This is a genomic window from Oceanibaculum pacificum (genome assembly GCF_001618175.1).
In the GTDB taxonomy this organism is placed as follows: domain Bacteria; phylum Pseudomonadota; class Alphaproteobacteria; order Oceanibaculales; family Oceanibaculaceae; genus Oceanibaculum; species Oceanibaculum pacificum.
In genome coordinates this window covers 40,239-53,154 of record NZ_LPXN01000035.1, presented here as the reverse complement: position 1 = coordinate 53,154, position 12,916 = coordinate 40,239, and the positions used below count along the sequence as shown (strand labels likewise).

The 12,916-nt window shown below is 66.1% G+C and carries 16 protein-coding genes; 6 read left to right on the top strand and 10 right to left on the bottom strand.

Features of this window, described 5'->3' with window-relative positions:
* Positions 1 to 38: 38 nt before the first annotated feature.
* On the bottom strand, positions 39 to 578 hold the full coding sequence (locus AUP43_RS03415; RefSeq protein ID WP_067552715.1) for a hypothetical protein: 540 nt from the start codon (positions 576 to 578) through the stop codon (positions 39 to 41).
* A 300-nt stretch (positions 579 to 878) separates the two neighbouring features.
* Between AUP43_RS03415 and AUP43_RS03410 the strand changes: the two genes are divergently transcribed.
* A complete protein-coding gene (locus tag AUP43_RS03410) occupies positions 879 to 1,160 on the top strand; it encodes a DUF2312 domain-containing protein (RefSeq protein ID WP_067552712.1) in 282 nt (93 codons plus the stop codon).
* A 65-nt stretch (positions 1,161 to 1,225) separates the two neighbouring features.
* Here AUP43_RS03410 and AUP43_RS03405 read toward each other — a convergent pair whose 3' ends face one another.
* From AUP43_RS03405 to AUP43_RS03380, 6 genes are all read right to left on the bottom strand, one after another.
* Positions 1,226 to 1,978 carry a DUF3750 domain-containing protein gene (locus tag AUP43_RS03405; protein WP_067552709.1) on the bottom strand — a complete coding sequence of 251 codons (753 nt, stop codon included), beginning with the start codon at positions 1,976 to 1,978 and terminating at the stop codon, positions 1,226 to 1,228.
* Positions 1,979 to 2,021: 43 nt separating this feature from the next.
* The gene (gene yddG, locus AUP43_RS03400) at positions 2,022 to 2,894 is read right to left on the bottom strand and encodes an aromatic amino acid exporter YddG (protein WP_067552706.1); all 873 of its coding nucleotides are present in this window, start codon (positions 2,892 to 2,894) and stop codon (positions 2,022 to 2,024) included.
* Positions 2,891 to 4,147: an MFS transporter gene (locus AUP43_RS03395; RefSeq protein WP_067552703.1), complete on the bottom strand. Its 1,257-nt coding sequence runs from the start codon at positions 4,145 to 4,147 to the stop codon at positions 2,891 to 2,893. The genes yddG and AUP43_RS03395 overlap by 4 nt, the downstream gene beginning before the upstream one ends.
* 5 nt (positions 4,148 to 4,152) lie before the next feature.
* Entirely contained in the window at positions 4,153 to 4,602 is a 450-nt protein-coding gene (locus AUP43_RS03390; RefSeq protein WP_067552700.1) for a MaoC family dehydratase, read from the bottom strand.
* The gene (locus AUP43_RS03385) at positions 4,599 to 5,660 is read right to left on the bottom strand and encodes a tartrate dehydrogenase (RefSeq protein ID WP_067552697.1); all 1,062 of its coding nucleotides are present in this window, start codon (positions 5,658 to 5,660) and stop codon (positions 4,599 to 4,601) included. The genes AUP43_RS03390 and AUP43_RS03385 overlap by 4 nt, the downstream gene beginning before the upstream one ends.
* A gap of 128 nt (positions 5,661 to 5,788) precedes the next feature.
* Positions 5,789 to 6,040 carry a sulfurtransferase TusA family protein gene (locus AUP43_RS03380; protein WP_198154809.1) on the bottom strand — a complete coding sequence of 84 codons (252 nt, stop codon included), beginning with the start codon at positions 6,038 to 6,040 and terminating at the stop codon, positions 5,789 to 5,791.
* Between the two features lie 153 nt (positions 6,041 to 6,193).
* Between AUP43_RS03380 and AUP43_RS03375 the strand changes: the two genes are divergently transcribed.
* The 5 genes from AUP43_RS03375 to AUP43_RS03355 all read left to right on the top strand — a co-directional run bounded on the left by AUP43_RS03375 (position 6,194) and on the right by AUP43_RS03355 (position 9,191).
* Positions 6,194 to 6,508, top strand: a complete 315-nt coding sequence (locus tag AUP43_RS03375) for an ArsR/SmtB family transcription factor (RefSeq protein ID WP_067552694.1) — start codon at positions 6,194 to 6,196, stop codon at positions 6,506 to 6,508.
* A gap of 12 nt (positions 6,509 to 6,520) precedes the next feature.
* The gene (locus AUP43_RS03370; protein WP_067552691.1) at positions 6,521 to 6,856 is read left to right on the top strand and encodes a rhodanese-like domain-containing protein; all 336 of its coding nucleotides are present in this window, start codon (positions 6,521 to 6,523) and stop codon (positions 6,854 to 6,856) included.
* 116 nt (positions 6,857 to 6,972) lie between these two features.
* A complete protein-coding gene (locus AUP43_RS03365) occupies positions 6,973 to 7,896 on the top strand; it encodes a sulfite exporter TauE/SafE family protein (RefSeq protein WP_067552688.1) in 924 nt (307 codons plus the stop codon).
* The gene (locus AUP43_RS03360; protein ID WP_232314864.1) at positions 7,893 to 8,654 is read left to right on the top strand and encodes a TIGR02186 family protein; all 762 of its coding nucleotides are present in this window, start codon (positions 7,893 to 7,895) and stop codon (positions 8,652 to 8,654) included. The genes AUP43_RS03365 and AUP43_RS03360 overlap by 4 nt, the downstream gene beginning before the upstream one ends.
* A 6-nt stretch (positions 8,655 to 8,660) precedes the next feature.
* Positions 8,661 to 9,191 carry a universal stress protein gene (locus tag AUP43_RS03355; protein WP_067552686.1) on the top strand — a complete coding sequence of 177 codons (531 nt, stop codon included), beginning with the start codon at positions 8,661 to 8,663 and terminating at the stop codon, positions 9,189 to 9,191.
* Between the two features lie 7 nt (positions 9,192 to 9,198).
* Here the strand turns inward: AUP43_RS03355 and AUP43_RS03350 are convergent, their stop codons facing one another.
* The 3 genes from AUP43_RS03350 to AUP43_RS03340 are packed head-to-tail and all read right to left on the bottom strand — an operon-like array spanning position 9,199 to position 12,915.
* A complete protein-coding gene (locus AUP43_RS03350; RefSeq protein WP_067552681.1) occupies positions 9,199 to 9,975 on the bottom strand; it encodes an HpcH/HpaI aldolase family protein in 777 nt (258 codons plus the stop codon).
* A 13-nt stretch (positions 9,976 to 9,988) separates the two neighbouring features.
* Positions 9,989 to 10,708 carry an SDR family NAD(P)-dependent oxidoreductase gene (locus tag AUP43_RS03345; protein ID WP_067552678.1) on the bottom strand — a complete coding sequence of 240 codons (720 nt, stop codon included), beginning with the start codon at positions 10,706 to 10,708 and terminating at the stop codon, positions 9,989 to 9,991.
* Between the two features lie 17 nt (positions 10,709 to 10,725).
* The gene (locus AUP43_RS03340) at positions 10,726 to 12,915 is read right to left on the bottom strand and encodes an alpha-ketoacid dehydrogenase subunit alpha/beta (protein WP_067552675.1); all 2,190 of its coding nucleotides are present in this window, start codon (positions 12,913 to 12,915) and stop codon (positions 10,726 to 10,728) included.
* Position 12,916: the final 1 nt, after the last annotated feature.

The following is a 12,916-nucleotide window of genomic DNA, read 5'->3' as shown; positions in this document are numbered from 1 at the left end:
CCGGGAATGACGGTGGGAGGGAAAACAGGCGCCGCCGCCTATTCCTTCGCGTCCTGCGGGGCGGCGACGATGGCGGGCAGGCCGTCCTTGGCGCTGCGTTCCAGCTTCGGGGCGGTGTCGAGCGGCTTGGCCTTGGTCGGGCCGTCATGCTTCACATTGCCGGAGAGCAGGATGTTCTCCAGCGACTTTTCCGTATTCATGCGGAAACCCGTCGGCGCGCGCAGGCTGATCGCCTTCTGCATGGTCTTGCGCAGGGCGGTGATCTCCTTGTCGCGGGTCTCCTTGTCGTCGGCCATCGCGGCGGCCATGGCGCGATGCACGGCGGCGTCGGTCGCCTTGATGTTGGCCTCGCACTCCAGGCGCTGCGCCTCGGACATGTAGAATTTCTTGTCCGCGCCCGGCAGCTTCGGGTTCTTCGCCAACTCGACCAGACGGGCGGCGGCGCGCTCGGCGCCGCTGGTATCGGCCTTCTCCGCCATGCCGGAAAGCTGCGCCAACTGTGCGTCGCAGCGCGCCTTAAGGGCGTCGATCAGTCGCCGTTCCGCCTCCGGGTCTTTCTTCTTCGCTAGTGAAAACATTAGGCTGCTTTTCCCCGTTCGTTAACCTTAACGACGCTTGCGCGCGCCAGATTGTGTTTGAATCGTTAAACGCTTTTATTTTTTTCACAACAGTAATTTGCAAACCGCAATCGATGCTTTTTCTTAAATATTTAGCCAATTTCTGAATTGTATTACGCGACTTCTCGTCAACCATAACCCGGCGGCTGTCACGCGCGTTCCGAATGACCTGTCGGGACGCCTTTGCCCGCTTGCAGCCGGCGCGGCCTGTCGCTATCGTCCGGCTTTCGCGAACCCAAGCCTGTTACAGAGGAATTCCCCATGCCTGACGTCGGCGGCATCGCGTCGGAGCGGCTGCGCTCCTTCATCGAACGGATCGAACGGCTGGAAGAGGAGAAGGCGGCGCTGGCGGCCGATATCCGCGACGTCTTCGCCGAGGCGAAGGGCACCGGCTTCGACACCAAGGTCATGCGCCAGGTGATCAAGCTGCGCAAAATGGAGAGCAACGACCGCCAGGAGTTGGAGACGATGCTCGAACTCTACATGGCCGCGCTCGGCATGATCCCCTCCAGCGGGGTCGACCAGAACGAGGCCGCGGAGTAGCCGGCGGCCCGGTCCTTCGAGACGCCCGCACAAGCGGGCGTCTCGCAGCATAGCGGAAAAAACCCTTAGGACGGTCCCTGCGGAAAGCCGATGCGGCCGATGCCGGGCAGCTTGATGGCCGGCGTCAGTATGTCGATGCCGACCGTCAGGCCGAGCAGATTCACCTCCACACCCTCCTCCAGCGCCAGCGTCACGCCGGCCAGCCCGAACAGGCTGAGTTGCAGGCCGGTATTGCTGGGTGCGACGCCGAAAATGCCGTCGGTGCGGTAATCCTTGCCGATGGCGGTGGGCGGCAGATCCAGCCGCAGGCCCGGCACGTTGCGCGCCACATGGGCGACGAAGCTGTTGCTGTTCGGCCCCGGCCAGATGGTATAGCGGTCGCGATAGGGATAGGAATTCGCCGCCGCCGCGATCTGCGGGATCAGCGCGGCCGCCTCCGCGCCGCGAATATCGACCAGCAATTCCGGGTAATTGCCGAACCAATAGGCGTCCGGCGGCCGATAGCTGCCGATGCGCACCGATTCGCGGCCGCTGGACACGCCCCAGCCCTCAACCTCGTAGCGGGTGAAGCTTTCCGCCTTTTCCGGCTTCACGGCGATCCAGCTATGCACGCCGAAAATGCCGCGCCAGTTGAAGGCGCGGGCGGCATAGACCTGCACGACGGCTTCCGGCGTGGTCTTGGGGTCGGGGGCGATGCCGGTGGAATCCCGGCGCGCGGTGCTCCAGTGGGAATTGTCGGCGGACATCACCTTGGCCGCGCTGGCCAGCACGGGAAAGATGACGAGGAGCAATAGGCCGATAAGGATGAGTCGCAGCATGAAGGGTCAGATGGCCCCGTGCCGGCAAAAAACAATGCAGCGCTTACGCTTTGCGGGCGAACATATCCTTCGCCGCCAGCACCGCCCCGCCGACGATCAGCACGCAGGCCAACGCCAGCAGGCCGCTGGCCTCGCCCTGGCCGGTCAGCACCAGAAGGATGGTGGAGAGCAGCGGCGCGGCGTAGCTGAACGCCCCCAGCGCCTTGATGTCGCCGTGCTTTACCCCGTAATCCCAGGTGAAGAAGGCGGCCCCCACCGGCCCCAGCCCCAGCGCCAGCACCGCCAGCCACTCGGGCGGGGAGGCCGGCAGGACCGTGGTCTCGAAGATCAGATGGCAGATCAGCCCCAGCAGGGCGGAGGCGGCGCAGAAGCCGCCCACCGCGTCGGTCGGCACCGATTTCACGAAGCGGCTGAGCACCGAATAGCCGGACCAGGTGAAGGCGCAGGCCAGCGCCGCCAGATAGCCCAGCGCATATTCCGCGCGGAAGGCGACCTGCCCGCCGCCGGTGACCAGCAGCGCCGCCCCGGCCAGCCCGGCCAGCGACCCCGCCAGATGCCACCAGCGCAGCCGCTCCCCCGGCAGCAGCGAGGAGAAGATCACGATCAGCAGCGGCCAGAGATAGGCGATCAGCCCGGCCTCGACCGGCGGCGCGTTGCGCAGCGCCAGGAAATAGAAGAAGTGATAGCCGAACAGCCCGCCCACGCCGAGCAGCCAGACCGGCCAGGGCTGGCGCAGAAAGACCATCGGGTTCTCGCCGCGCACGGCCCATTTCACGGCGATCATCGCGGTGGCGACGGCGAACGCCATGGCGACCAGCAGGAAGGGCGGGATCTTGCCGGTCAGCGTGGTGAACAGCGCCAGCGTCGCCCACATCAGCACCGCCGTACCGCCGATCAGCGTCGCCCGGTTGCTCATGCCGGGGTTTGCGGCCCGGTCTCGGGGGTCGCCTGCGCTGCCGCCTGCATCCGGTCGCGCCGGCCGGCCAGGATCAGGCTGACCATGCCCAGCGAGCCGATCAGCACGATCAGCAGGAAGGACGGCGCGTAGCCACCGCTGATCTTGGTGCTGGCGGAGAACAGCGCCGGGCCGGTCAGCACGCCGGCGAAGGTCATGACCAGCGAGCCGCCGGTCGCCATGCCGATCTGGCCCGGCGGGGCAAGGCGCGCCACGGCGGCCATATAGACGCCGTTCCAGCCGATGGCGGTCACCCCCAGCAGGATGAACAGCGCGTAGATCGCCGCCACCGGCCAGGACGGATTCAGGAAGATGGCGGCGCCGGCCCCGGCGATCATCAGCGCCACCAGGATTTTCAGCACCAGCACGCCGCTTTGCAGGAAATCCGCCAGCCAGCCCCAGCCGAGACGGGCGACCACGCTGGAGATCTGCGCCACCGACAACACGATGCCGGCGGCGACCAGCGCGAAGCCCGCCTCCTCCACCAGCATCGCCACCAGGAAGGCGGAGACGCACATCTGCGAGAAGGACAGCGTCATCGCCGTCATCGAGAGATAGCGCAGGGTCGGGTTGGTCCACACCAGCTTGATCGCCGCCAGGGGCGATTGCAGCAGCCGCACGCTGGGATCGCGGTCATCGTCCCAGGCGGCGCGGGAGCGTTGCAGCAGCGCCAGCATCGCCAGCGACATGCAGGCCACCATGATGACCGCCGCCTGCCAGCCCAGCGCCACCGTGACCGAGGGCACCAGCAGCCCGGCCATCATGCCGCCCCAGGGCACGCCGGTCTGCTTGATGGAGAAGATCAGGTTCATGCGCGGGCCGGAGGCGAAGCGCGCCAGCAGGTGGGCCGCCGCCGGGTTGGTGCAGCCATAGCCCAGCCCCATGATGTAGGAGCCGATGATGATCAGCGGCAGCAGCCCGCTGGCGATCAGCAGCGCGCCGGTGGCGCACAGCGCCAGCGCGGTCTGGCTGGTGCGGCACGCCCCCAGCCGGCGCACCAGCGCGCCGCCCAGCAGCGAGGTGGTGATGCCCCCGGCGTAGGTGACGGTCATCTGGTAGCCGATCAGCGAGGTCGGCAGATCGAGCGCCGCGCCCAGCACCGGGGCGATGGCGGCGGGCACCAGCACGGTCATCGAGGCCAGCGCCTGGGTCGCCGTCGTCGCGGTCAGCACCCACCAGACGGACGGCCGAACCGAGGGCGCGCTGTCGGACATGGCGGTCAGGCCGCCGGGCGGCGGCGGACGATCTGGATCGACCGATAGCTCATCACCAGATCGCCCTCCTGATTATGCGTCTGGCACTGCATGGTCACGAACCCCCGGTCGGGCCTGGAGCCGCTCTCGCGCATCTCCAGCACCTCGACCGTGGCGCGGATCGTGTCGCCGGGCCGCACCGGCTTCTGCCAGCGCAGCTCGTCCATGCCGATGCCGCCCATGCCGGTCTCGCTGACCAGGCCAAGCTGGTAGAACATGCGGAAGCTGCACGCCAGCGTCAGGAAGCCGCTGGAGATGATGCCGCCGAACGGCCCCGCCTCCGCCGCCACCTTGTCGATATGGATCGGCTGCGGATCGTATTGGAAGGCGAAATCGAGGATCTGCCCCTCGGACAGCGTGACGCCGGCGCTGGTGAAGCGCTGGCCGACGGCGAAATCCTCGAAATAGCGGCTCATCCCGCGATGGCCTCGGCGATGGCGTTGCCCAGGTCGCTGGTCTTGGCCTGGCCGCCCAGATCCGGCGTCTTCGGCCCGCCGCCCTTCAGCACCTCCTCAATGGCGACCAGGATCGCGTCATGCGCCTCCTGATGCCCCAGATGCTGGAGCATCATGGCGCCGGACCAGATCTGGCCGATCGGGTTGCAGATGCCCTTGCCGGCAATGTCCGGGGCGGAGCCATGCACCGGCTCGAACATCGAGGGGTATTTACGCTCCGGGTTCATGTTGGCCGACGGCGCGATGGCGATGGTGCCGGTGGTCGCCGGGCCGAGATCGGACAGGATGTCGCCGAACAGGTTGGAGGCCACGACGACGTCGAACCAGTCCGGATGCTGCACGAAATGCGCGGTCAGAATGTCGATATGGAACTGATCGGTTTTGAAATCCGGAAAAGATTTTTTCATTTCCTCGAACCGCTCGTCCCAGAACGGCATGGTGTGGATGATGCCGTTCGACTTGGTGGCCGAGGTGACGTGCTTGCCGCGCTTGGCCGCCAGCTCGAAGGCGAACTTCATCACCCGGTCGACGCCGCGCCGGGTGAACACCGTCTCCTGGATCGCCATGTCATGCTCGGTGCCGCGATTATGCCGCCCGCCCATGGCGGAATACTCGCCCTCGCAATTCTCGCGCACGACGTAATAGTCGATCTCGCCCGGCTTGCGATCCGCCAGCGGGCTGCGCACGCCTTCGAACAGGCGGACCGGCCGCAGGTTCACATACTGGTCGAATTCGCGGCGGATCGGGATCAGGAGGCCCCACAGCGAGACATGGTCCGGCACGCCGGGCCAGCCGACCGCGCCCAGGAAGATCGCGTCATGGCCGGAAAGCTGCTCGATACCGTCCTTCGGCATGAACTCGCCGGTATCCTTGTAGCGCTCGCACGACCAGTCGAAATGGGTGAACTCGTAGTCGATGCCGAATTTGCGGCCGACCGCGTCCAGCACCTTCAGCCCCTCGGGCACCACTTCCGTACCGATGCCGTCGCCGGGGATCACCGCGATCTTATGGGCCGCCATGCGCCTGTCCTCTCACTGCTCGATTGTTGCTTGCTATGCGTTGCACGCAATCTATCGCGCGGCATGCGCGCGCCGCAAGCCGCCAACCCGCAACCCCCTCATGTAAGAAAGGCTGCGCCCGCGCGCGCTTACGGCCGTTCCAGCAGGATGGTGTAAACGCCGCCCGCCTCCGACCAGGACACATAGCGCGTGCCGGTCGCCTCGCAGAAAGCCTCGAAATCCTTCACCGCGCCGGGATCGGTGGCGAGCACCTTGAGGCGGCCGCCGCCTGCCGGCACCTCCTTCAGCTTCTTGCGCGCCTTCAGCACCGGCAGCGGGCATTTCAGCCCGGTCGTATCCAGCTCGATGGGCGCAAGGTCATTGCTTTGCGTACTGGGCAAAATCGTCGCACTCCGCTGATTTTTCTCGGTTCCGGCCCTGGTAATGCCGTATTAGCGCTCAATATGCTACCCACCGCCGGGCGAGATGACTATTATCCGCCGCCACGCCGGGTTCCGGCATCATCAACGTCAAGGTTTACCTAGGAATTCGCGATGTTCCAACAGAACACCCGCCGCGCGAGCGTCGTTCTCAAAGCCATGGGCAACGAGCGCCGGCTGTTGATCCTGCACCTGCTGGCCGCCGAAGGCGAGAAGTCCGTGAGCGAGCTGGAGAAGCTGGTGAAGCTGAGCCAGTCGGCCCTGTCCCAGCATCTGGCGCGCCTGCGCCGTGACGGTCTGGTGAAGACCCGTCGCTCGGCCCAGACGATTTTCTATTCCGTCTCCAACGCTGAGGTGACGACGATCCTGGAGACGCTGTACGGCCTCTATGGCGCCAGCGAGCCGGTGCGCACCGCCGACGCCGCCTAAGGAACCGCCGCCGTGCCCGCCCCCGACATCCAGATGATCGATCCGGAAACCCTCCGCGGTTGGCTGGTGCGGGGCGAAGCCGTGCTGTACGACGTTCGCGAGCGGCACGAATGGGACGAGGCGCGGATCGACGGGGCGACCTTGATGCCGCTCTCGCAATTCGACGCCGCCCGCATCGAGACCCCCGAGGGCAAGAAACTGGTGTTCCACTGCCGCAGCGGCGTGCGCTGCGGCGCCGCGGCCGGGCAGATGGCCCTGGCCGGCGCGCAAGGCCCGATATACCGCTTGCAGGGCGGCATCATCGCCTGGGCGCAGGCCGGCCTGCCCTTCCTGCGGGGCCAGGAATAGCGGCCTTTTCCGCGATACTACCCGTTGCGTAAGCTGGCCGATAAGGCCACACTATAAGCGGAAAGGGACGGCCCCCAGCCGTCCCTCTCGTCGATTCCAGCCGACGGCCCGCATTCATGTATGTCCACCTGCCCATCGCCGAAATGTCGGTGAACGTAATCCTGATTCTCGGGATGGGCGGATTGGTGGGCTTTCTCTCCGGCGTGTTCGGCGTCGGCGGCGGCTTCCTGATGACGCCGCTGCTGATTTTCCTTGGCATTCCCCCCGCCGTCGCGGTCGGCACCCAATCCGCGCAGATCGTCGCCGCCTCGGTATCCGGCGTGCTGGCGCATTGGCGGCGCAAGAATGTCGACCTGAAGATGGGGCTGGTGCTGCTGGCCGGCGGCCTCTTCGGCTCCACCGTCGGCGTCTGGCTGTTCAGCCTGCTGCAAGGGCTGGGACAGATCGACCTGATCATCTCGCTGCTGTTCGTCCTGCTGCTCGGCACGGTCGGTCTGCTGATGCTGCAGGAATCGGTGCGCGCCATCATCCGCCGCCGGCGCGGCGTCGCCCAGCGCGGCAAGCTGCACGAACATAACTGGCTGCACGGCCTGCCGCTGAAGATGCGGTTCCGCCGCTCCAAGCTGTATATCAGCGCGCTGCTGCCCTTCAGCCTGGGCGTCATCGTCGGCATTCTGTCGGCGATCATGGGCGTCGGCGGCAGCTTCATCATGATGCCGGCGATGATCTATCTGCTGGGCATGCCGACGGCGATGGTGGTCGGCACCTCGCTGTTCCAGGTCATCTTCGTTGCCGCCAACGTCACCTTCCTGCAATCGCTGCAGAACCAGACGGTGGATATTTTCCTGGCGCTTCTGCTGCTGGTCGGCGGCGTGGTCGGGGCGCAAATCGGCTCCAAATTCGGCACCTATCTGCGCGGCGAGCAGCTTCGCGCGCTGCTGGCGCTGATGGTGCTGACAGTCTGCGGCAAGCTGCTGGTCGATCTGGTCGCCATGCCGGGCGATCTCTATTCGCTGCAATTTCCGGTCATTGTGCGATGAACCGCGCGCCCGCCTCGCCCAGCCTGCTGCTGATGCTGGTGATGGCGCTGCTGACGCTGCCCAGTCACGCGAAGGCGCAGGATCTGGTGGCCGACCTGTCGGAACATCTCGTCGCCATCACCACCGGCTTCACCGGCACCGACGTGCTGCTGTTCGGCGCCATCGAGGGACAGGGCGACGTGGTGGTCGTGGTCACCGGCCCGGCGCAGGATGTGATCGTGCGCCGCAAGGACAAGGTGCTGGGCGTCTGGCTGAACGCCAAGAGCCTGCGGTTTTCCGGCGTGCCCTCCTATTACGCGGTGGCGAGCAGCCGGCCGGTGAACACGTTCCTGAACGACGCGCTGCAAGCGCGGCTTGAGGTCGGCGCGCAGCATCTGCGGATATCGCCGGTCGAGGGCCAGCGGGCCACGGAGCGCGAAATGATCGATTTCCGCCAGGCGCTGATCCGCCGCAAGCAGGTGCGCGGCCTGTTCCAGGACGAGATCGGCGAGGTTTCCTTCATCGGCCGGACATTGTTCCGCACCCGGCTGTTCCTGCCCGCCAACGTACCGACCGGCACCTATATCATCACCGCCTATCTGATCCGCGACAATGACGTGGCCAGCGCGCAGACCACGCCGCTGCTGATCTCCAAGATCGGCATCGGCGCGGACGTCTATGATTTCGCCTATGAGCAATCGGCCGCCTACGGCCTCATTGCGGTGATTATCGCGGTAATGGCAGGATGGCTGGCTTCGGTCATCTTCCGAAAGAGCTAGAGGCCCATGGACGACACGAACCAGACTGGCCCCGAGAGCGGTCCCGACGCACCGGAGCCCGTCGCCACGCCAAGCCACGACCGCGTCTTCCTGGTGGTGGTGGACGACACGCCGGAAATGCAGGCCGCCCTCACCTACGCCTGCCGGCGCGTGCGCAATTCCGGCGGCAGGCTGGCGCTGCTCTATGTGATCGAGCCGGCCGAGATCGAGCCCTGGATGTCGGTCGGCGACCTGATCCGCGAAGAACGCCGGCAGGAAGCCGAGGCCAACATCGCGAATTTCTCCGACGCCGCGAACGCGATCACCGGCAAGCTCCCGGTGATCTATATCCGCGAGGGCAGCCGGCGCGACCAGATCATCAAGCTGATCGACGAGGAACCCTCCATCTCCATCCTGGTGCTGGCCTCCGGCACCGGGCCGGAAGGCCCCGGCCCGCTGGTCAGCCATCTGGTCGGCAAGGTCGCCAACAAGATGCGGGTGCCGATCACGGTGGTGCCCGGCAATCTCTCCGCCGAAGAGATCGAGCGGCTGACCTAATCCGCCCTTAGCGCAGCCCCTCCAGATAGCGCCGGCAGTAATCCGCCAGCAGCAGCTTGTCGGTGCCGACGGTGAACAGGCGGATGCCCTTTTCCCGCCAGCGGTCGATCTGCGCCTTGGCCTGGTCGAGCGCGGGCGAGAAGACCGGCATGATGACCGGCACGCCGGCGGCGGCGGCCTCCCGCGCCATGCCCTCCAGCGCGCCGATCACATCGGGATGGGTGAAATTGCCCTGATGGCCCATCGCCACCGACAGGTCGAACGGGCCGAACAGAACCGCGAGAATTCCGGGCACGCGCACGATCCGGGCGAAATCCGCCACCCCTTCCGGCGTTTCGATCAGCGGGATCACGCCGGTCTCGCGGTTGGCCTTGGCGGCGAAGCCGCGCCAGTCCAGCGTCAGATGGTCGGAAGCGCGGGTGCAGGGGCAGGCGCCGCGATTGCCGTCCGGCTGGTAGCGCGCGGCATCCACGGCGGCGACCACGTCGGCTTCGTTCATGATCTTCGGCACGACGATGCCTGCGGCGCCCGCATCCAGCGCCTTCATGATCATATAGGCCTCGTTCTTCGGCACCCGCAGCAGCGGCACCAGCCCGCCGGCATCGCAGGCGCGGATCAGGTTCTCCCCCGTCTCCAGCCCGAAGAAGCCATGCTCTGTATCAATGATGGTGAAGTTGAAGCCGGTGGCGGCCAGCACATCCACCACCTCTGCCGAGGCGAATTGCGACCAGGTGCCGTAGCGCGGGCCACTGCCGGCGATCAGATCGGCGAAGCGTTTCTTCATGCGGACTCTCCCGTCAATTCATGAACACGCCGCCATTCACGTCCAGGATGGTCCCGGTGATGTAGCTGGCGGCGGGCGAGCACAGGAAGGCGATGGGCCAGGCGATCTCCGCCGGCTGGGCGACGCGGCCGAGCGGGATGCCGGTTGTCTCGAAGCTCATGCCGGTGGTCATGGGCGTGGCGACCGGGCCGGGGGCGACGGCGTTCACGCGGATACCGTCGGGGGCGGCCTTGCGGGCCAGCCATTTCATCATCGAATTCACCCCGCCCTTGGAGGCGACGTAATGCGGGCTGGCGCGCAACCCGCCCATTCGCCCGGCGACCGAGCTGACCAGCACGATGCTGGCCCCGTCGCGCCCTTGCATCGCCGGCAGGGCGGCTCGGACGAAATGCAGCATGCCCAGCACATTCACATCCATCACCTTATGGAACACCTGGTCCCAATCATCGGACGTCCAGTCGTCCCACGGGCACCAGGCAGCCAGCTCGACCAGCCCGTCTAGTTTTCCGGCATCGGCCACCAGCGCCTCAACGGCCTTGCGGTCGGTCTTGTCGCACACCGTCGCCGTCACCTTGCCCGGCAGGCTGGCGACCAGTTCGTCCATCGGCGTGCTGTCGGTCAGGATCAGCTCCGCCCCGAAGCCGCTGGCGATTTGACAGAATTGCCGCCCGATTCCGCCATTCGCCCCGGTCACCAGAATGCGCCTTCCGGTCAGCTCATAAAGATTGGTCATGTGTTTTCCTTCCGCTTCTAGGCCGCGACCGGGCGCTGCCGGCTTTCGGCGAGCAACTCCCGCAGGGTGTTGTCGACATCAGTGCGGTTGCCGACGGCGGCCTGCTCCAGAACCTTGGAGACGGTCGGGGCTGCCCAGCGGCCGGTGACGCGCTTTACCGGCTGGTCCAGATGATCGAAGAAGCGGCGCTGGATCTCGTCGGAAATCAGCGCACCGATGCTGGTGCCGCGCGTTGATTGCTCGACAATGGCGACATTGTTGGTCTTGCGGATCGACTGGCCGATGGTGTCCCAGTCCAGATCGCGGATCGAGACAGTGCGCAGGTCGATCACATCGGCCGCCACGCCCATCTCGCGCGCTGCCTCGACGCAGGTCTCGACCATGGTCAACGTCGCCAGCAGCGTTACCTGACCGCCGCTCGCCACCCGGCGCGCCTTGCCGAAGGGGATGTGATAGTCCAGCGATGCCGGCACCATCGAGACCTTCTTGTGCAGCGCCTGATGCTCGACCACCAGCACCGGATCGTTGCAGGTCAGCGCCGAATTCATCAGCCCGACATAGTCGAAGGCGTTGGACGGCACGACGATGCGCCAGCCGGGGAACAGGGCGAACACGCCCGACGGGTCCATCGAATGCTGCGAACCGTATCCCTCCGTCCCCGGCACGCGGCAGCGCAGCACGACGGGCACCTCGTGGCTGCCGCCGAACAGATGGCGCATCTTGCCGATCTGGTTGAACAGCTGATCGCCGGCGACCATGAAGAAGTCGGAATACATCAGTTCGATCACCGGCCGCAGGCCCATGCTGGCCATGCCGGCGGCCAGGCCGCAGAAACCGTTCTCCGAGATCGGCATGTTGACGATGCGGCCGGCGAATTTATCGATGATGCCCTTGGTGGCGCCCACCGTGCCGCCGCCCATATTGGCGACATCCTCGCCGATGACGAAGAAGCGCTCATCCTGCTCCATGCGCTTGCCCATGACGCGGGGCAGCGTATCGATCAGGCGCATCTCCTCCATCTCTTCCGGCTTGAAATCCTCCGGCTCGGCGAATCGCACGCCGGCGAATTCGGACAGATCACCGATGAACCCGTCATCAACCGTGGCCGGGTCGGGCCACAGATCATCCTTGATCTTCATGGCGCTGCCCTTGCCCTCGGTGCAATAGGCGACGGCATCGTCCACCGCTTCGCGCACGATGCCGTCGATGGTCTCCATCTCGGCCTTGGTGAGGATACCGCGCTGCTCCAGCTGATGGGTCAGATAGTCCAGCGGGTCGCGCTTGCGCCAGTCATCCTCCTCCTCCTTCGTGCGATAGCCGAAGACGCTGCCGGGATAGGGCACGGATTGGTGGTAATAGCGGTAGACATCGGCGCGGATCAGCACCGGGCCGCGTTTCTTGCGGATTTCCTCGACCGCCCATCTGGTCGCCAGGTTCACCGCCAGCGGGTCCATGCCGTCAACCCGAATGGAGGGGATGCCCTGCGCCTGGGCGCGGGTCATCAGCTCCTGCTCGCGCGTCGATTGCTCGATGCTCATGGAGACGGCGTAGCCGTTATTCTCCAGGAAGAAGATCACCGGCAAATCCATCAGCGCGGCCAGGTTCAGCGCCTCATGCGTGGTGCCCTGATGCGTGGTGCCGTCGCCGAAGAAGGTGACGGTGATGTTGCCGGTCTCGCGGATCTTCTCCGCCCAGGCGATGCCGCAGGCGATCGGCAGGCCGCCGGCGACGATGGCGTTGGTGCCCATCACGCCGACCGGATCGTGGCGCAGATGCATCGAGCCGCCGCGCCCGCCCGACCAGCCATCCTTCAGCCCCATGATATCGGCCATCATGTTGCGGGTCTGCAGGCGCATCTCCTCCGGCAGGCGGTTCGCCCGCGCCGGGTCGAAGCCATCCTCATAGAGCGCGTGCACGGTCTTGGCGATGACCTGATGGTGCGCCCGGTGGCTGCCATTGATGCGCGCTTCGCGCGGCAGGGCGGCGATACAGCCGGCGGCCCCGCCCTCCTGGCCAATGGAGGAATGGGCAGGGCCGTGTACCAGCCCGCGCCGGTCCAGCATGAAGATCGCCTCCTCGAAGCGGCGGGCGGCGGTCAGCAGAGTCAGCACGCGCTTCGCCTCGGCCGGCGTGAAGGCCTTCCAGTCCTTCTCCTCCACGCTCAGGCGGTGCATCGGCGTCGGGCAGGGAATCTCGGTCAGTTTCATG